General features: G+C 60.8%; 15 protein-coding genes and 1 pseudogene. 6 read left to right on the top strand and 10 right to left on the bottom strand.

The window, feature by feature from the left end:
- Positions 1–411: 411 nt before the first annotated feature.
- Positions 412–612: a hypothetical protein gene (locus SO140_RS37335; protein WP_449384326.1), complete on the top strand. Its 201-nt coding sequence runs from the start codon at positions 412–414 to the stop codon at positions 610–612.
- 683 nt (positions 613–1,295) lie between these two features.
- Here the strand turns inward: SO140_RS37335 and SO140_RS37330 are convergent.
- From SO140_RS37330 to SO140_RS37305, 6 genes are all read right to left on the bottom strand, one after another.
- The gene (locus SO140_RS37330) at positions 1,296–2,327 is read right to left on the bottom strand and encodes an AraC family transcriptional regulator (RefSeq protein ID WP_449384327.1); all 1,032 of its coding nucleotides are present in this window, start codon (positions 2,325–2,327) and stop codon (positions 1,296–1,298) included.
- 1,572 nt (positions 2,328–3,899) lie between these two features.
- The gene (locus SO140_RS37325; protein WP_449382759.1) at positions 3,900–4,064 is read right to left on the bottom strand and encodes an ATP-dependent DNA ligase; all 165 of its coding nucleotides are present in this window, start codon (positions 4,062–4,064) and stop codon (positions 3,900–3,902) included.
- Positions 4,065–5,864: 1,800 nt separating this feature from the next.
- A complete protein-coding gene (locus SO140_RS37320; protein WP_498543819.1) occupies positions 5,865–7,532 on the bottom strand; it encodes an adenylate/guanylate cyclase domain-containing protein in 1,668 nt (555 codons plus the stop codon).
- 191 nt (positions 7,533–7,723) lie between these two features.
- The gene (locus SO140_RS37315; RefSeq protein ID WP_449382761.1) at positions 7,724–8,032 is read right to left on the bottom strand and encodes a hypothetical protein; all 309 of its coding nucleotides are present in this window, start codon (positions 8,030–8,032) and stop codon (positions 7,724–7,726) included.
- A gap of 46 nt (positions 8,033–8,078) precedes the next feature.
- The gene (locus SO140_RS37310) at positions 8,079–8,447 is read right to left on the bottom strand and encodes a YbhB/YbcL family Raf kinase inhibitor-like protein (RefSeq protein ID WP_474798216.1); all 369 of its coding nucleotides are present in this window, start codon (positions 8,445–8,447) and stop codon (positions 8,079–8,081) included.
- 284 nt (positions 8,448–8,731) lie between these two features.
- Positions 8,732–9,085 carry a hypothetical protein gene (locus SO140_RS37305; RefSeq protein WP_449382763.1) on the bottom strand — a complete coding sequence of 118 codons (354 nt, stop codon included), beginning with the start codon at positions 9,083–9,085 and terminating at the stop codon, positions 8,732–8,734.
- Between the two features lie 492 nt (positions 9,086–9,577).
- Here SO140_RS37305 and SO140_RS37300 point away from each other — a divergent pair.
- Both SO140_RS37300 and solA read left to right on the top strand, forming a co-directional pair.
- Positions 9,578–10,139, top strand: a pseudogene (locus SO140_RS37300) (amino acid ABC transporter ATP-binding protein); the annotation flags it as partial.
- Positions 10,140–10,181: 42 nt separating this feature from the next.
- Positions 10,182–11,348 carry an N-methyl-L-tryptophan oxidase gene (gene solA, locus SO140_RS37295; protein ID WP_449382764.1) on the top strand — a complete coding sequence of 389 codons (1,167 nt, stop codon included), beginning with the start codon at positions 10,182–10,184 and terminating at the stop codon, positions 11,346–11,348.
- 281 nt (positions 11,349–11,629) lie between these two features.
- Here solA and SO140_RS37290 read toward each other — a convergent pair whose 3' ends face one another.
- From SO140_RS37290 to SO140_RS37275, 4 genes are all read right to left on the bottom strand, one after another.
- Positions 11,630–13,837, bottom strand: coding sequence for a xanthine dehydrogenase family protein molybdopterin-binding subunit (locus SO140_RS37290; RefSeq protein ID WP_474798219.1), 2,208 nt, complete (start codon positions 13,835–13,837; stop codon positions 11,630–11,632).
- Positions 13,838–13,844: 7 nt separating this feature from the next.
- Positions 13,845–14,861, bottom strand: a complete 1,017-nt coding sequence (locus SO140_RS37285) for an FAD binding domain-containing protein (RefSeq protein WP_449382766.1) — start codon at positions 14,859–14,861, stop codon at positions 13,845–13,847.
- Positions 14,858–15,349 (bottom strand): (2Fe-2S)-binding protein, encoded by a 492-nt coding sequence (locus tag SO140_RS37280; protein WP_449382767.1) that lies wholly within the window; start codon positions 15,347–15,349, stop codon positions 14,858–14,860. The genes SO140_RS37285 and SO140_RS37280 overlap by 4 nt, the downstream gene beginning before the upstream one ends.
- 519 nt (positions 15,350–15,868) lie before the next feature.
- Positions 15,869–17,110 (bottom strand): ROK family transcriptional regulator, encoded by a 1,242-nt coding sequence (locus SO140_RS37275; protein ID WP_449382768.1) that lies wholly within the window; start codon positions 17,108–17,110, stop codon positions 15,869–15,871.
- Between the two features lie 192 nt (positions 17,111–17,302).
- Here SO140_RS37275 and SO140_RS37270 point away from each other — a divergent pair, with 192 nt between their 5' ends.
- From SO140_RS37270 to SO140_RS37260, 3 genes are all read left to right on the top strand, one after another.
- Positions 17,303–18,322 (top strand): sugar ABC transporter substrate-binding protein, encoded by a 1,020-nt coding sequence (locus tag SO140_RS37270; protein ID WP_449382769.1) that lies wholly within the window; start codon positions 17,303–17,305, stop codon positions 18,320–18,322.
- A 124-nt stretch (positions 18,323–18,446) separates the two neighbouring features.
- Positions 18,447–19,529, top strand: a complete 1,083-nt coding sequence (locus tag SO140_RS37265; protein WP_449382770.1) for an ABC transporter permease — start codon at positions 18,447–18,449, stop codon at positions 19,527–19,529.
- Complete coding sequence (locus SO140_RS37260; protein ID WP_449382771.1) at positions 19,505–20,323, top strand: ATP-binding cassette domain-containing protein; 819 nt, start codon at positions 19,505–19,507, stop codon at positions 20,321–20,323. Before SO140_RS37265 ends, SO140_RS37260 begins: the two co-directional genes overlap by 25 nt.
- Positions 20,324–20,345: the final 22 nt, after the last annotated feature.

The raw sequence follows: 20,345 nt of genomic DNA, 5'->3' as shown, positions 1-20,345 counted from the left end.
GAGCGATTGCCCCAAGATAAGGGTTTTAGTGGGGTTCCCATGTTCGATACTGCCACGACCGCGCTTTTGCGTGCGGTCCTCGACGAGGTTTGCAGCAGCGTTTCCCTGCGTGAGCGGTGCACGCACGCATGTGGCTGCCAAGATTCTGGAAGCCGCTCCCAGGGGGGTTATATCGCCGGATGGCCTCAGACAAGTCGGCCGGCGGGCGATGAAACTCATACGACGTCGGCCAAGATGGGATGAACTGCGATCGGTCCAGATTAGCGCCCACGTGCTCTGCGTTTCCGTCACGGTGTCGGCGTGATATTAGGCTACACCCCATAGGTGGGTGTACCACGCGCGCGCGTAAGTGTTTCGTTTGTCTCAAGCGATGCGTACGGCGGTACGGCGGATAGCGAGCGTGAGGGGATCATGAAACCCCTATTCAAACTGCTGTTCTTCGCTTGCGGCTGGATCGGCCTGGTTCTGAACTTGGTGTTCGTGGTCGTGTCCTTTTCGCATGATGCTCCGATCGAGACCTCGGCAATCGAGACCGCGCTTGAACTTCTCTGGGTCGGCGGCGTCACGTTCTTCGGACTCGGCACTCTAGTCCTCAACGAGGAGAGCGAATAGGCGCTGGTTCGGCTGCTATAGGGCCCGAAATGCACCGCTCTCGGCTCGGGCGATGAACACGAGGCCCGCCTGTTCACGCTGGCGGGCCTTTCTGTTTTGGAGCAACTGCGATCCGAGCAAATTTCTTTAGCGCTGCGTCAATTGCCTTGAGCTGTTGACCGCGAGAAGGTCGTCCCCTCCGTAGCTTAGGCACCGATGGTTTGGACGCTCTGGCAACAAGCCAAAGGTCGCTGCCGCAGCTGACGCATTCGTAGAATCCTAGGTCGTAACCCCTTGCGACAGGAAAAGCGCCCTTGAGCACTCGGGGTTGGCTACAAATCAGGCATACGGCTTCGCTGCTCACAATAAAACATCCGGAAAAGCGATCTGGCTGCAATAAGCACGATGTTAGCCCGTAAGACCGGGCGGGCTACAATCTGAACAACATCCAGACCATCGCAGCTAACCAAGCGGCGAGCCAAACAACCGAAGCCAGGAACAACGGGTCATATCGCCTCAGGAGTCTGAAGCCGCGCCCTAGTGAACCGCGATCCTTTCCTGCGAGTGTGTTGATTATCGCAGCCGCTTTTTGTCGTGCTTGCATAGCGCCGGGCGTTAGCGCATTGCGGCCAAACAAAGCTTGCTATCATGCGCCAAAAAATTGAGATTTTGGGCCAGCGTGGCGCCGAAGCTCAGCGAACGTCTCATAGATTGCGGAACGCTGTTGGCGTCGAGCTAGTCCAGCGGGCGAAGGCATGTGTGAAGGAGCTAACCTCACTATAGCCCAACAGCCAAGCGACCTCGGAAATCGGAAGATCCCGTTCCCGGAGATAGCGTTGGGCAAGCGCACACCGAAACTCCCCAAGCACGCCAGAAAAGGCTGTATCCTCGTCGGACAATGCACGAGAAAGGGTGCGGCGGCTCATACCAAGCCGGCGGGCAATCTCTGACGCATTGGCCTTGCCGTGCGGAAGCAATTGCGCGATCTGATCTTCAACGCGAGATCGGATGCTCGCTTGTCGGGGCGCTCGGTTGCCGAGAGCTTCATCGGCGTATTGAAGCAGCAGCTTGTTGAGATGGAGATCGGCTCCAACCACGGGCAACGCGCCGATCGGTGCGGGAAATAATATCTCGTCGGTATCCGCCTCAAAGCTGATGGCGCATCCCAAATGAGATCGGAAGTCCGGCGGCGTCTTCGGCCTAACATGTCTTAGCTTAATCTGCTTTGGAGCAAGCCTGCTGTTGGTCAGGGTCCGGCAAATGCGAACCAAGGTACCAAGCCAGAATTCTATATGGTGATGATCGGAGAGCCGATCGATATTCCGATATTCGAAACCGATGGAAAACGTACGCTCTAAAGAAACCCGCAGTCGCACCCCTTCGTTGTTGATCGCGCAATAGCGCTCCGCGTTTCCTAACGCATCGGCGAGGCGATCTGACGAGGCCATGACGTAGTAAACCAAGCCGATTTCACCCAGTTCGAAATCTTGAGCCAAATGGAAACCGAGCCAATCGTCTTGTAATTCTTTGGCGGCGAGTTCGAGCACCTTAACTTGGGCGCTTGCGTGAAGGCGACGCTTGCGGTCCTCAAGGTCCACGGTTGTTAAACCTGACCCCAACATGATCGGAGCTAGATCTCTTCCCGCCGTCCGCAATCGGGCGCAAACGAGCCGCGCTATTCCTCCAGTGGAGCTTGGTATCGATGAGAGGTCGTTAGCAAAACCAACCTTACGCATGTACAGTTCTCATTTTGCGAGCGCTGCGCCGGCCAGAAACCGCTGAAATAATCCCAAGACATGTCTGCCGACCGTTGTACTAACGTCGAACGCTGCCGGACCGAAACTTTGACATAGATCAAGTTGGGATGTCCCCTCCTGAGGGCCCGATGCATCGGGGGAAGGCATCACTCTTCGCCGCTAGAGTACTGCATCGCTGCCGCAGAACGTCATCACGATGGCACTAGTGGCGGGGTGGAGGCTTTCCGGATATGTCTCGACGGAAATTCCCGCCGGTGCCGTTCCCATTGCCCTAATCGCCCGATCGGTCGCTCGTGCCGGCGAGCGCCGCCGCCGTTTTGATCAGTCGATGCAACTGACCTTCGACAGCGCGGCGTCGGTCGGCGTGCCCGGAGTGTCGATCCCATCCGTCCATTCCGAGCGCGGGTCCACAATAGTAGTCCGCTGCTGCGAAGCGGGTCATCGTTACGGCTTGGCGCATCCCCACAACAGACTGGCCTCAATTCACAAGAAGTGATCGCCGCATCTGTTTAGACGGGCTGTTTTTCCCAGACGAAGGCGTCAGAGGTTTGAATGAACGTGACCCACGAGATTGGAGTGCAGCGCCTTCAGGCCGCCGGAGCTGATCAAGTAGCCGATCAAGTCGCCGCCTTCCGTAACGTGGCTGGAGGGCTCGGTGGATGGGACGGTTGGATCCGAGGTCGCTTTAGCAGACCGATTATTGGAATTGTCTGGCCCGAAGAGCAATCCGGTCAAGCGGAGGTGCAGCCTTCGGCGAGAGCCACCGCCGGAAAAGATCGCCGTTGATGGTAAATAGCAAGCAAAGTTTGGGCACTGCCCAGGGCTCACCTTGGCCGCTCGACAGCGACCTTCTGAGAAACTCCAGATGTGCAAGATTTGCTGAGAGCATTTCGTTTCTCAAATTGCGGGCATGGTGGACTGCAAAGAATAGGCCCCAGCTTCGGGGGATAAGCTGGGGCCTTCGTCACGCAGAGATGGTGCCTGTTTGTGAGGGGCAAGCACCGAGTTGGCAACCTGGTCCCGAAGTCTTCGTTCCTAAAAGCAGTAGCCGTGTCCTCGCGGCTGTGGGAAGAGGAGCCGCTAGTGACGGCTCCTAACAGGAATTGGCGACTAACTTAGCGGCGGCGACGGAATCCGGGAGGGCTGGACAGTCGCAACCGCGGTCGTACGGCATAGACCGCACGGCCTTCTTATTGCAGAGTACGCCCGTTGGGTTAGGCGATGGCGAGAACACGGCCCGCCGGTTCTGCTGGCGGGCCCACTAGATCAGTCTTTCAGTATCGCCTCCGGCGCCGAGTCGGATCTTCTCCGCTGCCTCGGTGAATAGCGCCTTCTGTAATCCGCCAGCCGAGCCAGTTGTGCCACTAGGCCCGGCCCAGAACCAGTAGTCCCCGGCGCCTCCTGCACTCGAGGACGAGCCGCCCATGCCCGTCGATCCGCCGGTGCCGACCCCTGCGCCGGCACCACCAGCTCCGCCAGCACCTGCACTACCGGATCCGCTAGATTGGGCATATGCAACGCTAGCCGCCCCTGCGAGTACCACCGCTGCTGTTAGGGTGGCAATAATCGTCTTCCGCATATGGCCTCGCCATCGATGACGAAGTGCTTCTGCCGGTTCTCCAGAGCAGCCTCGGCGATCCACGGATACCGCTTCGTCCAGTCGCTCCCGTTGCGAGACAGCAGGCGCACGCGCTCGTTCTCCCGGATCACGAGCATCCGGTAGCCATGTGCTTGACTTCGTGAAACCACTCCGGTCCAGACGGGACCTGCTTGCCCGCGGCCGCGAGACAGGGCTCGTACGCCATACGCATGGGCCGATAGGTATCGACGGCAGATCTTCGACTCGAAAGGGGCCGCTTTTCAGCGACCCCTTTTGCCGGTTGCAATCTTGTTCGGGATGAAATGCCAGCCCCGGCGGCAACCAAACTATCGGTATCTAAATGCCAAGTGGACTCCGGGTGATTACCGTTAACAGTACTGCCCCAATTCCGGTTTCGCCGTGGAGCTGTAGCGGTCCAAAGGTGGAGCGAACGCCTAGAATGTTCCCGCCCGAACGTCTGCATCTCCAGAGCGTTTTTGAGTGGAGCGATTTTCATGACAGGAGGACATCGTGAAACGCCTGCGGTTCAAACCAGACAAAGCGCTCGGAGAACGACTGATCAAGGAAGCCCGGCTAGCAAGAGAAAAGGCAAAACAACTACCACCTGGTAGGGAGCGTGAGGACCTTTTGAAGAAGGCCCATGACGCTGACGTCGCCGCCCGGATCGATGGGTGGTTGCGTTCTTCGGGACTGCGCCCACCAGAATAAGCTGTTGCGAGTTCCTCGCGCGAAATGAAACTTAAATGCGCAACTTTGCGTTGGGCATGATGGATGACAGAGAACTTCAAACCCAAAGCGAACGAGCCCTTGTCGTAGTCACGCTCAGTACGGCAACGTTGATTGCGTGTGTCGCCCTCCTAATTTCTAACGGGTAGGTCCCGTTAGCTCTCGTGCAGCTCCAACCAGCCGCGCTCGACTGCCGTCTTGGTGCCTTCGCAGAACTCCGGTCGCCGGGCCGGTCTGGCATTCCGTTTGGTCACATGTGCCAGATGCACGCCTATGTTTCGCGGGACATCCTTCTCTAGTTTAACGTTGGTCCGGCCGCTACCGAGTCTCGCAAAGTTATGTCGGGGGCATTGCGCTGAAATTCTCTGCGCGAACGTTAGTTATCGGACAGACCGCACCAACTAGCGACTCTAACATATCACCCGGCGACAGGCTTAGGACTGGGCGCTGTGAGTAGGCATCCCGGAGCCACTGACACTCCCAAACAAGCAGTAATTGCAAACAGAATTGGTGTCGCCAGTGAACGAGTTCACATATTGCGCGACTGGCTCAGAACTAAAGTGATTACGGAATTCGTGGTGGAAATATCTCTAATCCAAGAGGGGTATCATCATGAGAAATCTGTTCTTAATCGCAACCGCCATCGCCTCCGTGGCAGGTGCGACGACCCATCAAGCTCGCGCGTGCACTTTGCGCTTTCCAACTTTTGAAGTGACGGGCTTCCCGATCTCGCGGCTGCAAGTGGCAGTGCTGGGAGGAGCCCGGGTTGAAGAGAGTTCGCCTACGCCAACGCTGGTATCGGCGGATATGCCCGCTTCTCCCCATCAGATCGCGGTTCTGACACCGCGCCCAAAACCACGGATAGTTGAGGCTTCGGCGGATCTCAGCCAACTCACCGTGGGCCGGACGCGGCCTAGCTCAAAGAGCACGGCAGAGAGCTGTGCCACTGAGTGATATTGGCAGCCCCTGTAACCTTGCGCTACCCGCCTTCGGGCGGGTGTCTCTTTTCGTAGTGCCCCCAGCAACCGAACTCCTAGCCGCGATCTCGACGATTTTTCGCGCGGCGACTTTCGGGGCTGGCGAAGGGGCATTCGACGGTGAGTTTTATGCGGCGGTCTGACCGTGTGCGGTGTGGATATGAGCGTCGAGCGTCGGCAGCGCGCCCATTATTGTGGGGATGAATGACGACTTCAAGCGGGGGCGCCGGCCGCGCGTAATGTTTCGGCAAAAGTCAGCCATGGCGCTGCACCACGATAAGGAAGCGGACAACAGCCGCTGACCGAGAAGTCCGGTTCGTGCTCCAGAAGGGCCTCGACTGTACTCTGCGCGCATTGGTGATCGCCCGCGCGCCAGCAGGTGACTGCTAGGGCAGCCAGGTTGGGGCCCACGCCAGGAGCCAACTGGTTAGCCCGTTCGAACCAGGCTCTCGCTTCATCAAGGCGACCTGCGTCGAGGTGGCCATAGCCTGCGAACCGACTGTAAAGGTGCACATAAGGATCTCGAGTTTCGATGCCGACAGCCCGCATCGCGCTCTTGGCTCCCGCATCGGGATCGCCCGAAAACACCTGGGCGGCACCCAGCGCCCACATGGCCATGTTGAAGTCCGGATTAAGTTCAAGCGAGCGCCGCGCCGCGGCTATCGCATCGCGGTGCCGGTGCCGTCCGAACAGCAGCAGCAGGGAATGCGCAGTGTGGTTTACGTCGCTCTTGTTGTTCACCCGCACCGATTCCTCGACCCGGCGAACAGCAAGGTTAAGGACAGCGTCGTCCGGCCTGCTGAAACCGTAAAGGAATTCTGCAGTTCCAAGTCCCGAGCCGGCCATCATCAGCGCCATGAAGTTTTTCGGCTGGAGCTCCAGAATTTGCTCCGAGATTACCCCGCCGCCGCGCCAGCCCTCCTTCGTCGGCGTAAAAAAGCTCACGCCCGCCAGCGCCAAGAGCTCTTCGACCGAGAGTTCGTCCAGGGGACGATTGGCGAGTCTGTCGGCATCATCCGCTGCCACCCGGCGCCGCACGCTCATGGCCACTCTTGGCGCGCAACGGTCTAGAACATCGAACAGGCTATCGCAGTGCTCATCGTATCGTTCCGACCAGATCTGCTTCTCTTCCTCAGCCGACAGCAGCCGCGCAAAAATCCGGTGCCGGCTTTCGCCGATGTGCACCGCGCCTTCCAGCACGTAGTGTGCCTTGGCGCGATTGGCTGTAAGTTCAAGCCCGGTCAGGCGTGAGAGACAAGAGTTGAGTTCGTGACAGAGATCGTTCGCAAACCGTTGTTCGGCTTCACCGGAAGCTTCAAACTTGCAAAGGAACAACCGCGGCTTCCCCTCCGCACGCAAGCTTGTCAGTCGCTTCGGCCACGACCAGACCCGTATAGGACGCGCGATGTTCTTGAACTTCCGCTCGCCATTGTCGAAGAAGGTTGCCTGGACAGACAGCGCAGCATTTTCCTGGACCGATTGCGAGATCAGCACTCCGCCCGGCTCGGCCATGCCTTCCAGCCGCGCCGCGACATTGACCCCGTCACCATAGACATCGCCGTCGTCGCGAATGACATCGTCCAGGTTGATCCCGATGCGCAGTACGATACGGTCTTTCTCGGAAGTCGCGCCTTCTCGCCTGGCGATCGCCTTTTGCAGATCGATGGCAAATTGAGTTGCCTTTGCTGCACTTGCGAATTCGGCCAGAAACCCGTCGCCGGTCAGCTTGACCACGCGTCCGCCGTGGCTTGCAACGGCTGGATCGACCAACTGTGTGCGCAGTTCCTTGAGCCTTCCGAACGTCCTGAGTTCGTCCGACTCCATCAAACGGCTGTATCCGACTACGTCGGCGGCAAGGATTGCGGTGACGCGACGTTCCATTCTGCGCTCCCTCAGAACGGCCGGAGCTCAGCATATTTCAAACAGCCGAATTGCCAAGGCCCGCCCCGTCAGAAGGTAGCGAAAGACGATCCGACCCTATGTCGGTAGATGACAGCAGTGCTTTGTTGTCCACAGTGTCGATCGCGACACACCGCATTGGCGCGACTCGTCGTAGGCTTTTGCCGCGTCCTTCACGGCGCGTTCTCCCTTAGCCTGGAGCCCGCCGCGAATGGCGGGCTACCTTCGATAGGACGCATTAGTTGTAGGAGCCGCACGTAGGTCCCGCTCTTGTGCAGCTCGAGCCAGCCGCGCTCGACCGCCATCTTGATGCCGGCGCCGAACTCCTCACCACTGACCTTCAATGTGTAGAGGAACGGCGCGTTTATCTTCTCGATGTGGGTGCGGCCGTCCTGTACTGGCTCGATGCCAATGGCGATCTCGACCAGCTTGCGCGCTGCAGCTTCTGGGTTGGCGAAAGGGCGTTCGGTGGTTAGCTTCATGCGGCGATCAGGCAGTGGGCACTTCGGACATGGGCTGACGCTCGAACTACTCGGGAAATTTTCGAGTGAACGTAGCGGTTCCGAGATTTGCATTCCCAGAGCCGAGGGCCGTAACGCTCATCTGGTAGCGGTGGCTGCCTTTTGGCGGCGCCGGTGGGTTGTACGTTTGCAGCGCTGCGCAGGGCACGCTGTTTTGGCCGGTGTAGGCCACAACGCCTCCACCATGATTTCCAGCCGAGTAATCGAGATCATCCATGTGGAATTGAAGCGACGTCGTTCCCTTTGGCACGCCAGAAAGCGCGATGACAGGTGAGGGGCCGGCGCCACACCAGCGGAAGCTCATCGAAAAAGCAGATGCATCCGCTGTACTGAGTGCAAAAAACGCAGTTGCAAAAGCCGCTAAGCGAAAATGCATGTCTTCCTCGATTTGAATACTCCGACAGATTTGCACTAGCGGTCGATCGTTAAAACCGAGTTATGGTTGCCTCTGCAAATGCGCGCCCCCAGCCCGGAGGGGGCGGCATGGCCCAGCGCATCAACACCATCTTACTTCCGGCGTCGGTGTTGCGTAGGACGGGCGCAGAATAATCGGGGAATACGCCGGGCATCAGCGCGAGGTTGCGTAGAGATTGCACACTACGCGCGGAGATTACCGAGAATGGGCAAACGCCAACACCGAGGCCGGCTCTCAGCATGTGTTTACTTCTTGAGAATGCCAATATCGGTGTTGCCCAAGTTTTTCATTGCCCGATTGGCGGCGGGCGTATCCACCGCGTTGTCGTGCGAGGTTGGAGCCTGAGTAATCGAGGAAGCATCCACGTCGCCGCCGGTTGTTGAGTGGCTAAGCGCGTTGCCCGTGTTGGGACCGGAGAAGCCCGCAGTGCCGCTTATGGTATGCCCGGTCGATAGGGTGCCGCCCGCATAACCTGTGGACCCGGTGGCCGCAGTTCCACTTGCCGCTGAGCTGCCACTGCTCGATCCACCCGCACTCTGGGCCAAGACGAGCGAAGAGCCGCCAACAAGTAAGATCAAGATTATGGCGATGTGGTTCATAGAGTGGTCCTCTACATGAATAACCGCTCAATGAGTTGCACGTCCGATAGTTCCGCGGGGCCTACCGCTCTCCCGACCACAGTCGAAGGCGGGTTGCTGGAGGGAGCGTCAATCCTGCGCAACCGAGCGGCGGCTCGTTCAACTCGTCGGCCTTGGCGAGGCACGCCGCCGCCCTCGCGCCGGAGCTGATCCACGACGACCGCGTCGATGTTGGGCCTGACGCCAGATCGCGCGTGCAGCGCGCCGTCATGCCGGACAGATGCGTAAGGACGTGTCTACGATCCGGTCGATCCGTTCCTCGGCCGCGTCGCGCCGTAACAAGGTGCGCTTCTACTCCATGCGCGGCGATCGCCGATGCTCACGTCGCCGCAGGTAGGCAACGCGGCTATGGTCGAGCGGAAAGCCGCCATCTTGCCGCTTGATCGACGGGCGGGCGATCATTGCTGACGGTCTCGGTCATCGTGGTCGTTCCTGATGCGCTAACCATACGGCCTGACGCCCATTAGCGACGGCGTCATTACGGTTGGTGAGATCAAAGTCAACGATCCGAAGGTGGACAAGATCAAGCTTCGCCACCGCGTCGGCATGGTCTTCCAGCAGTACAATTTATTTCCGCACAAGACAGTGCTCGAGAACGTGGCGATGGCGCCCATTCAGGTGTTGAAGGAGGCTCGGCCGCTCGTCGAGGAACGTGCCCGCAAGCTGCTTGGCGAGATGCGTCTGCCAGGCAAGGCTAACTCCTATCCCGGAGAACTGTCGGGCGGCCAACAGCAGCGCGTCGCAATCGCATGGAGCCCGAGGTCATCCTGTTCGACGAGGTCACGGCGACGCTCGATTCGGAGATGGTCAAGGAAGTCCTTGCCGCCGTCCGGAAGGTTGCCGAGGACGGGACGACCTGCATTCTCGTAACCCATGAAATGGGCTTCTCTCGTGAGGCCGCCGACCATATTTATTTCACCGACAAGGGTGTATCGTTGAGCATGCACCGCCAGCAGAGTTCTTCACGCGCGCGAGCGATCCGCGCACGAAAGAATTCCTCTCCAAAGTCTTGTAGGCACCCACAGCTTCCGTCGGACTTCAACACGGCCACAGTTCCATGACCGAGCAAGCAGATTTCGTCGTCATAGGTCTTGGCGCCATGGGCAGCGCCATCCTCTATCAGTTGGCCAAGCGCGGCGCGCATGCGATCGGAGTTGACCGTTTCGCGCCCCCGCACCGTATGGGGTCGAGCCACGGGGAAACCCGTATAACGCGGCAGGCGGTCGGTGAGGGCAGCGACTACGCTCCACTCGTCCTCAACTCCCACCGGATCTGGCGCGAGCTCGAAGCGGATACCGGAGAGAAGCTGCTGAATGATTGCGGAGTTCTGGTCATGGCGCCGGGCACGGGACCTACCTCGCACCATGGCAAACCGGACTTTGTCGCGCGCTCGATCGAGGTGGCGCGGGATTTCGGCATCAAGCACGAGATTCTCGACGGTGCGGAAGTCGCCCGTCGTTTCCCTCAATTCCTGGGCCTCGCCGGAAACGAGAAGGCTTACTTTGAGCCGGGCGGCGGTTATGTTTTTCCCGAGCGCTGCATCGCGGCGCAACTGAACCAAGCCATGCGGCTCGGCGCGCAAATCCGCACCGGCGTCGAGGTTCTTTCGGTCGACCAGCACGGCAAGGTCCGCATCGAGACCTCGAGCGGGACGATCCAGGCACAGCAGGCGGTGGTCGCGGCCGGTAGCTGGACGGCGCCCTTGTTGGGCGCGCCATTCGACCGTCTTCTGACGGTCAATCGTCAGGTGCTTCACTGGTACGAGCTCGATGATCTCGCAGCTTACGGGCCCGACGCGCCGGCTTTCATCTGGATGCATGGCGCGACCGACGTCGACTATCTCTACGGCTTTCCTCCACTGCCGGGCGATCGCCGCATCAAGGTTGCCACCGAGCAGTACGAGACGCTGACCACCGCGAACACTATCGACCGCGACGTCTGTCCGGCGGAGTCGGCCGAGATGTATCGAACGCATGTAAAGGGGCGGTTGGCAGGTGCGACGCCCTGCGTTGCCCAGGCAGCCGCCTGTCTCTATACCGTCACTCCCGATCGAGGTTTCATCATCGACCGGCACCCGCGTCACGATCGAGTTTTCGTGGTCTCGGCATGTTCCGGCCACGGTTTCAAGCACTCGGCCGGAATCGGCGATGTCGTTGCCGAACAATTGACCGGCGGGCGTAATCGGGTCGATTTGACTTCGTTTTCGATCGCTCGCTTTGAGTAGTTCCAGGCGAGGAAGCGAAGATCCAATGCTTGAGCGTCTCATTTCTCAAGCGGCCATTTTGAGGCGACGGAGTCTCGCGCCAGGGGTGCTGTCAGAGACGCATGTGGGCGCTGCGACCAGTGAATGCGGGCGCGGTGTTCGTCCATGGCGTGGATCATTGCCGAGCAGATCGGCCCGCTGACGCGTTGTGGCGCCGATGCGTCTCCACCAGGCGAAAGCGCGCAGGTCGTACGCGCATGGATACGCGATAAGCCTCGCTGCCGAAACACTGATCTGGCGCATCAGGCGAGGAGCTTGTCCAGCGTGATCGGGAAGCGGCGGATGCGCTTTCCGGTCGCGTGATAGACGGCGTTCGCAATTGCTGCGGGGACGCCGACGATGCCTATTTCGCCGAGGCCCTTGACGCCAAGCCTATTGATGCGGTCGTCGCGCTCCTCGACGAAAATGACATCGATGTCGTGAACGTCGGCATTCACGGGGATGTGGTACTCGGCGATATTCGCGTTCATGATCCGGCCGTAGCGGTGATCCATCAAAGTCTCCTCGTGCAGGGCCATCCCGATCCCCCAGACCACGCCGCCCATGATCTGGCTGCGGCCGGTCTTGGTGTTAAGGATCCGTCCGGCCGCGACCGCGCTCACAACTCGCGTGACGCGGATGACGCCGAGTTGCTCGTCGACTTTCACCTCGGCGAATACGGCCGAATGCGTGTTGCGGGCGTGCGACTTGTCCTCCGCGAAGTGATTGAGCTTCTGCTTCTCGATCCGCTCGAGCTTCCCGTATCGCATCGCATCCGCGATCGAGACCGCACGGCGTTTTTCGCCGTTGCTGGCGATCGTGCCGTCGACGAGGATGACGTCGGCTGCATCGATATCAGCGAGCGGCGAGCCGGGCATCGCGCCGGCAAGATGCGCGAGCTCCTGGCGAATGTCCTCGGCTGCTCCGAGAACCGCATGCGCGCTGGATGCAGCCATCCAGGAACCGCCCTCGACGGGCGCTTGCGGCAGCGTCGAGTCCGCGAGCTTGACGCTGATGTTCTCGATCGGCAGCCCAAGTGTATCGGCTGCTACCTGCGCCACGATGGTGTAGGTGCCGGTGCCGATGTCGGACGCCGCGCAGGATACCTCGGCATGGCCATTGGCGGTCAGCACGATGCGTACCGCGACCGGCATCTGCAGCGCCTCCCACACGCCTGTTGACATGCCCCAGCCGACCAGTTCCTTACCATCACACATCGAGCGAGGGGCAGGATTGCGCTTGCCCCAGCCGAAGGCCTCCGCGCCGCGGGCGTAGCATTCGCGCAGCTGCTTGCTGGTGTAGGGGAGGTCTTCGCTCTGGTCGCGATCCGAGTAGCACTTCAGACGCAGTTCGAGCGGATCGAGCTTGAGCGCGACCGCCAACTCGTCCATGGCGCATTCGAGCGCGCAGACGCCGGAGGCGGCTCCGGGCGCGCGCATGTCGCAAGGAGTGGAGACGTCGAGATGGACGAGCTTGTGAGAATAGCGACTGTTCGGGCTCTTGTAGAGTTGTTCCGCCCAGCCGCTGTCGTTGCGCGAGAAATCTTCGTAGCGTGAGGTGATGGCCGTGGCCTCGTGCGTAACCGCCTCGAGCATGCCGTCGGGCCTGGCGCCGAGCGCGACGCGCTCAATCGTCGCCGGCCGGTGGCCGAGCCCGTACATTTGTCGCCGCGTCAGCACGACTCGAACGGAGCGCTTCAGCGCGAGTGCGCCGAGCGTTGCCAGCACAACTTGATATTGCGGCCGCAAGCCGGAGCCGAAGGCGCCGCCGACATAGGGCGAGAGCACGCGGATGGTATCGGGCTTTTTGCCGAACACGCTGCAGAGAAACTTTTGGACGTTCTGGACGCCTTGCGTCTTGTCGTAAACCGTGAGCCTGCCGTTGCCGTCCCAGACGGCCGTGGTCGCAAAGAGCTCCATCGGGTTGTGATGCTCGGTCGGAATGAAGTAATCCGCCTCGTGCCGCACGGCCGCTTCGGCAAGGGCGCCTGCGGCGTCGCCGCGCGGCTTGTGCGGCTCCTTCACCTTGACCGCCTTATTGCACTCGGCTTCGAGGTCGGTCGCAAATGTCCGCTCCTTCTCATATTCGACTTGCACCAGCGTCGCGGCGAATTTCGCGGTTTCCCAGTCCTCCGCCATGACGAGCGCGATTGGCTGGCCGTTGAACTTGATGGTGTCGTCATAGAGCGGACGGAATGGCGATCCGTCGTCCGGCGCCACCTCATCCATCCAGGCCTCGTCCTTGTTGGCGAGCGGCGGGCGATGCGTATGGGTGAGCACGTCGAGCACGCCCTTCACGTTCAGCGCCTCGCTGGTGTCGAGGCGGGTGATGCGGCCCCGTGCAATGGTGGCCTCGACGACGAAGCCATGGACGAGCCCGTCGGCGGCGAATTCGCCGGCGTATTTGGCTGCCCCTGTGACCTTGGCCCGGCCGTCGACGCGGGACGTTGGTGTTCCGACATAGGCGTTCATCGGTCCCTCACGCGATCTTCTTGTGAGCCTGGGATTGCGGCGTGGCGTTTGCGGCCTGCATCAGCGTCCGGACAATGGCGCGGCGCGCGAGCTCGATTTTGAAGCCGTTATGCGAATGGGCTTTTGCCCCCTGCAGCAGGAGATCCGCAGCGCGCGAGAAATGATCTGCCGTCGCGGCCTGGCCGCGCAACGCCGCTTCCGCTTCAGGGCTGCGCCAGGGCTTGTGCGCCACGCCGCCGAGCGCCATGCGCGCCTCGCCGATGGCGTTGCCCTCGAGTTCGAGCGCAGCAGCGACCGAGACCAGGGCGAAGGCATATGACAGTCGGTCGCGTATTTTCAGATAGCTGTAATGACCGGCAAAGCCGCGTGGCGGCAGTTCGATTGCCGTGATGATCTCGCCGGTATCAAGATTGGTGTCGATGTGAGGCGTGTCGCCGGGAAGCCGATGGAAATCGGTTAGCGCCATCGTGCGCTCGCCGGACGGACCGGCGATGTGGACGAGGGCGCCGAGCGCAGCGAGCGCCACGCTCATGTCGGACGGATTGGTCGCGATGCAGGAGGCGCTCATGCCGAGGATGGCATGGTTGCGGTTGAGGCCGTCGATCGCCGAGCAGCCGCCGCCCGGCGTTCGCTTGTTGCAGGGCGTTGCCGTATCATAGAAGTAGGCGCAACGCGTTCGTTGCAGCAGATTGCCGCCGACTGAGGCCATGTTGCGCAATTGCGCCGAAGCACCGGCGAGGATGGCGCTGGCGACCAGCGGATAGCGCTGCTCGATCAGTGGATGGTAGGCAAGATCCGAGTTCGACACCAAGGCACCGATGCGCAGTCCTCCGTCGGCCGTCTCCTCGATCTTGCGGAGCGGCAGACGGGAAATGTCGATCAGCCGGGAGGGCTCTTCGACATTTTCCTTCATCAGGTCGATCAGATTGGTGCCACCTGCGATGAGCTTGGCGCCGGGATGGGCGGTGAGCAGGAGGATCGCGTCAGCGACGTCGTCGGCGCGGGAATACTGGAAATTGATCATGGCCGGCCCATTGCCTGTTGGATGGCGGCGACGATGTTCGGATAGGCGCCGCAGCGACAGAGATTCCCGCTCATCAGTTCCCGAATCTCGTCAGAATCCCTGGCACGTCCTTCGGACAGGAGGCCGACGGCTGAACAAATCTGTCCTGGGGTGCAATATCCGCACTGGAATGCGTCGTGATCGACGAACGCCTGTTGCAGAGGATGCAGCGCGCCATCCCTGGCAAGACCTTCGACTGTCGTGATCTCCGCCCCATCCTTCATGACGGCCAGTGTAAGACACGAATTGACCCGTCGGCCATCGACCAGCACCGTGCAGGCGCCGCATTGACCATGATCGCAGCCTTTTTTGGTGCCGGTCAGCCCAAGATGGTCACGCAATGCGTCCAGCAGCGTGGTCCAGGGAACGAGGTCCAGCGTGTGCCTGACGCCATTGACGATGAGGTTGGTTGGGATGCGGTCGGCAATTTGATTTGCGGCATCGGCCATGTCTTTTTCCTGCGGTGGAGGCCGAGCTGAGAAGTCAAGTCTGTTGGCGCGAGCGCGCGTCAGTTTCTGCTGGCCATTAGCGCCCAACGGTCAGCCAATCTCTTGGTTCCACGCAGTGATTTCCTCTGCGGCGAGGAAACCGTCAGCTCTCCGATACGTGGTGTCGCCCAGTTGACGACCTCGCGGGTCGCGTCTTGTCGTGTGGAGCAGCAACTGACCCAAGCCAAGTCCGGCGCGATGGACGAATCCTTCCATCAGGAACCAAGGCAATCACGGTCCATTGTTCGAAGCAGAGCTGCGGACGGCGGCTCGACGAAGATGTTTCGTCGTTCTCACGCAGAAATTAGAAATAGAACGTGCGCGATCGAGGCTGCGATGCGGCGCAGGATCGTTCCCGGCCGGACCGTCAACCATGACGGCGCTCATCTGGTGGCGTGGGCGGGTATCGGTCACTGGCCTCGGCGTATTCGAGCCTTCTGCAAACGCGCGAGTTGCAGCCTTGTTGGTTAGGATCACATTTCATTCCTTGAACAGAACGTCATGGTCGCGCGCAAAAGTCGCCAGCAGTGGCAGAGCGGCGCCGCCGATTGCACGCGCATCGCGACCGACCGAGCCTTCCACCACCACGGCGTCTGTGAGTCCTTGCCGGTCCATGTGTGCCCATTGCGAGTTGGTTCTCTCGACAAGACGGCGCCTCACGTCAGCCGGAAAGGCACCGTCGATGACGATGGCTTCAAAGTCGATAACCGCCAGCAATGCGGCGATCGCCTGCGCCAGGGCTTCGGCGGCTTCGGCAATCCAGGCCTCGAGTGGCTCCTCAAAGCTCGACCAATCGTCAGGTGAGAGCCAGATGTCAGTGCCGCGTCGACCGGCGGCGATGAGCCGACGCTCGAGTCGATAGATGGAGGCGGTGCGGATCAACTGTTGAAGTGTGGTCTCGCCGCTCTCTTCCCGTCGCATGATCGGCAACGAGCCGAACGCTCCGGCGTTGCCGCTACGACCCGGAAACAGACTGCCGTTCAGAACGATGCCGCCGCCGACGAATGTTCCGACATAGAAATAAGCGAAGTCGCGGTAGGCTGCTCCCGCACCGAAGGTGAGTTCGGCCGCACATGCCGACGTCGCGTCGTTGTGGACGCGGATCGGCCATGCGCCAAAGCGGCGCGAGAATTCGATGGCAACGTTGAAGTCGCGCCACTTGCCGAGTGCACCGGGTGGCGTTTGCAGATCCGCCTCCCAATTCCACAGTTCAAAGGGCATTGCGACGCCGATGCCGCTGATCCTGCCTTGCAGATTCTCCGGAAGTGCGGCGAGAAGATTAGGCATCTCGCGTTCCGCAAAAGCCATGATGTCCTCAGGCGAGGGGAAGGCGTAGATCATGCGGCGCCTGGCGCGGATGCCGGCGACGAAGTCCATCAACACCAGATCGGAACTGCGCCTGCCGATCATCAGGCCGAGCCCGAAAGCACCGTCTGGATTGAGCGAGTAGGGGACAGACGGCTGGCCGATACGCCCTCGCTGCGGCTCGCCGGCGCGCAGCAGTCCGTCGGCTTCCAGCCGGTTGATGATGACCGTCGTGGTCTGGGTCGACAGGCCGGTCAGGCGCGCGATTTCGACCTTCGCGAGGCTGCTATGGCGCCGGATCAGGGAGAGGATCAGGCGCTCGTTGTAAAGTCTCACCCCTGTCTGGGTGGTGCCGCGGCTTCCACCCGGCAACGTTACCGGCGCGTTGGCCCCGGCGCCTGGGGCTGCATCATCCATCCTCGGCTCCCAAACCCTTGAGCTGTCTCGCTTTCGCAGCAGCCTAGCGGTCACAATGAACGGAGAGAAGCCAAGCGTCAATTAATAAATCGGAATGATTTATTTATTGACTCGGAGGTTTCTATGCCCTTAGGATCGCCAAATACGCGGATCGAACCGCTTACCAAACAAACGTCCCACGGGAGGGGATCAATGCGTCAGTCAATCGGGCTATTCACCGCACTCGTGCTTGCTTCGTGCACAACCGGCGCTTCCGCCGCCGACAAGCCGATCGTCGGGCTCATCACCAAGACCAACACCAATCCGTTCTTCGTGAAGATGAAGGCCGGTGCAGACGAAGCGGCCAAGGCCAATGACGTCGAACTGCGCTCCTTCGCCGGCAAGGTCGATGGCGACAATGAGAGCCAGGTGGCAGCCATCGAGAACCTGATCGCCGCCGGTGCCAAAGGCATCCTGATCACGCCGAACGACTCTCGCGCCATCGTGCCGGCCGTGGAGAAGGCGCGCGCGGCCGGCATTCTGGTCATAGCCCTCGATACCCCGCTCGATCCGCCGAATGCGGCAGATGCAACCTTTGCCACCGACAATTTCCTGGCTGGTCAGTTGATCGGGCAGTGGGCCGCGAAGACGCTCGGCGCCAAGGCGGCATCTGCGAAGATCGCACTTCTGGACCTCAACGTGAACCAGATCTCGGTCGACGTTGCCCGAGACCAGGGTTTCCTGAAAGGCTTTGGCATCGATCTCGGCAATCCCGCCAAGATCGGCGACGAGAAGGATGCGCGCATCGTCGGTCACGATGTGACGCTCGGCAGCGAGGAAGGCGGTCGCAAGGCGATGGAAAACCTGCTGCAAAAAGATCCCGGCATCTCGCTTGTCTACACCATCAACGAGCCGGCCGCGGCTGGCGCCTACGAGGCCTTGCGGTCCGTCGGCCGCGACAAGGACGTGCTGATCGTTTCGGTCGACGGTGGTTGCCCCGGCGTGCGCAACGTGAAGGATGGCGTGATCGGTGCCACGTCGATGCAGTTTCCGCTGCTGATGGCGGCGAAAGGCGTCGAGGCGGTCAAGGCCTTCGCCTCAGATGGCGGAAAGCCCAAAGCTTCGCCCGGACTCGACTTCTTCAATACTGGCGTCGAGCTCGTCACCGACAAGCCGGCAGCGGACCTGCCGTCGATCGACAGCGCCGCCGCCTTGAAGAAGTGCTGGGGCTGATCGCGTCGCTGACTTTTTACCTCTGGCAAGGAGAGGTGCCCGGCATCTGGGCGCCGGATAACAGCGGAGACTTTCGCCCTGAGCGCTATGGGCGCGTCTTACGCATGCAACGAGGAAAACGGCCATGACCGATATCGGCAACAGCCGACCCGCTGCCCAGGCCTTCGAGCTTCTGGTCGACAAGAGCGACTCTCGTGTGGCTGAATTCGAGGTGCGTGCAAGATCGCCGTTGCAGAAACTTCAGCACTTTCTGCATGCCAATCCGACGGCGGTGCCGGCGATCGTGCTGTTGCTCGGCGTTGCGGCGTTCGGGCTCATCGTCGGCCCGCGCTTTCTATCGATGTTCAATCTGTCGCTGATCATCCAGCAGGTCACCATCATCGGCGTCATTGGCGCGGCCCAGACATTGATCGTGATCACTGCCGGCATCGATCTGTCGGTTGGGGCCATCATGGTGCTGTGCTCCGTGATCATGGGCAAGCTTGCAGTCACGATGGGACTTGCCGCTCCACTGGCGCTTGTGATCGGCATCGCCGTTGGCGCAGGCTGCGGGGCTCTCAACGGCACGCTTGTCACGCGCGTGAAGCTGCCGCCCTTCATTGTGACGCTCGGGACCTGGTCGATCTTTTTCGCCCTCAATCTCTGGTACTCCGCCTCGGAAACCATCCGTTCGCAGGAAGTGGCGAAAGTCGCTCCGCTGCTACAGGCGCTCGGTAAACCGGTGGACGTCCTGGGGGCCCGCTTTACCTATGGTTCCTTCTTCATGCTGGGGCTCATCGCCTTGATCTGGTTCGTGCTCAATCGCACGGCCTTCGGCCGCCATCTTTATGCAGTTGGCGATGACCCCGATGCGGCACGCCTGGCCGGCATCAGGACCGACCGCATCCTGTTCTCCGTCTATGTGATTGCCGGCATGATTTGCTCGCTCGGCGCTTGGGCTCTGATCGGGCGCATCGGTTCGATCAGCCCGCAGGCCGGCCAGACGGCCAATCTCGACAGCATCACGGCAGTGGTGGTCGGCGGCGCCAGCCTGTTCGGTGGACGCGGATCGATCATCGGCACGCTGATCGGCGCCCTGATCGTCGGCGTGTTCCGAAACGGCCTCGCGTTGTCCGATGTGGACGTGCTGTGGCAGGAATTCGCCGTCGGCTGGTTGATCATCATCGCCGTGGCGCTTGATCAATGGATTCGCAAGGTGTCGGCATGAGCATAGCTGCGAACGTTCAGAACTCCGAGCCGCTCGTGCAGGCGCGCGGCCTCGTCAAGCGCTATGGCCGCGTGACGGCGCTCGATCACGCCGACTTCGATCTCTATCCGGGTGAAATCCTTGCCGTGATCGGAGACAACGGCGCGGGAAAATCCTCGCTCATCCGCGCGCTTTCGGGCGCGCTCGTTCCTGATGCCGGCGAGATCAGGCTCGATGGCAGGCCGGTCGCATTCCGCTCGCCGCTCGATGCGCAGGCCGCCGGCATTGAGACGGTTTACCAAACGCTTGCGCTGTCGCCGAGCCTTTCGATCGCCGACAACATGTTTCTCGGCCGTGAATTGCGCCGGCCGGGCCCGCTCGGTTCAATCTGCCGCATGCTCGACCGCAAGGCCATGCAGCGCATCGCTCGCCAGAAGCTCACCGAGCTTGGTCTCATGACCGTGCAGAGCATTAACCAGCGTGTCGAGACTTTGTCGGGCGGTCAACGCCAGGGCGTGGCGGTCGCAAGAGCCGCCGCTTTCGGCTCGCGCGTGGTGATCATGGACGAACCGACTGCGGCTCTTGGCGTCAAGGAATCGCGTCGTGTGCTGGAGTTGATCCTCGACGTGCGGCGGCGGGGCGTTTCCGTGGTCCTGATCAGCCACAACATGCCGCACGTGTTCGAGATCGCCGATCGCATCCATATCCATCGGCTTGGCCGGCGACTGACGGTGATAGATCCCAAGTCCTATACGATGTCGGATGCGGTGGCGTTCATGACCGGCGCGCGCGTACCTGCCGAGATTGCGGCCTAAGGGATTCAAGGCAAGATCTATC

Source organism: Bradyrhizobium sp. UFLA05-108, assembly GCF_059803455.1.
This window is presented reverse-complemented; position numbering and strand designations above follow the sequence as displayed.

Excerpts from the sequence above, each read along its gene's own strand:
- SO140_RS37265 (WP_449382770.1), top strand. The coding sequence starts at position 18,447 with ATGACCGATATCGGCAACAGCCGACCCGCTGCCCAGGCCTTCGAGCTT.
- SO140_RS37325 (WP_449382759.1), bottom strand. The coding sequence starts at position 4,064 with ATGCTCGTGATCCGGGAGAACGAGCGCGTGCGCCTGCTGTCTCGCAAC.
- SO140_RS37280 (WP_449382767.1), bottom strand. The coding sequence starts at position 15,349 with ATGGCCGATGCCGCAAATCAAATTGCCGACCGCATCCCAACCAACCTC.
- SO140_RS37285 (WP_449382766.1), bottom strand. The coding sequence starts at position 14,861 with ATGATCAATTTCCAGTATTCCCGCGCCGACGACGTCGCTGACGCGATC.
- SO140_RS37310 (WP_474798216.1), bottom strand. The coding sequence starts at position 8,447 with ATGCATTTTCGCTTAGCGGCTTTTGCAACTGCGTTTTTTGCACTCAGT.
- SO140_RS37335 (WP_449384326.1), top strand. The coding sequence starts at position 412 with ATGAAACCCCTATTCAAACTGCTGTTCTTCGCTTGCGGCTGGATCGGC.
- SO140_RS37290 (WP_474798219.1), bottom strand. The coding sequence starts at position 13,837 with ATGAACGCCTATGTCGGAACACCAACGTCCCGCGTCGACGGCCGGGCC.
- SO140_RS37315 (WP_449382761.1), bottom strand. The coding sequence starts at position 8,032 with ATGAAGCTAACCACCGAACGCCCTTTCGCCAACCCAGAAGCTGCAGCG.
- SO140_RS37275 (WP_449382768.1), bottom strand. The coding sequence starts at position 17,110 with ATGGATGATGCAGCCCCAGGCGCCGGGGCCAACGCGCCGGTAACGTTG.
- SO140_RS37330 (WP_449384327.1), bottom strand. The coding sequence starts at position 2,327 with ATGCGTAAGGTTGGTTTTGCTAACGACCTCTCATCGATACCAAGCTCC.
- SO140_RS37305 (WP_449382763.1), bottom strand. The coding sequence starts at position 9,085 with ATGAACCACATCGCCATAATCTTGATCTTACTTGTTGGCGGCTCTTCG.
- SO140_RS37260 (WP_449382771.1), top strand. The coding sequence starts at position 19,505 with ATGGATTCGCAAGGTGTCGGCATGAGCATAGCTGCGAACGTTCAGAAC.
- solA (WP_449382764.1), top strand. The coding sequence starts at position 10,182 with ATGACCGAGCAAGCAGATTTCGTCGTCATAGGTCTTGGCGCCATGGGC.
- SO140_RS37320 (WP_498543819.1), bottom strand. The coding sequence starts at position 7,532 with ATGGAACGTCGCGTCACCGCAATCCTTGCCGCCGACGTAGTCGGATAC.
- SO140_RS37270 (WP_449382769.1), top strand. The coding sequence starts at position 17,303 with ATGCGTCAGTCAATCGGGCTATTCACCGCACTCGTGCTTGCTTCGTGC.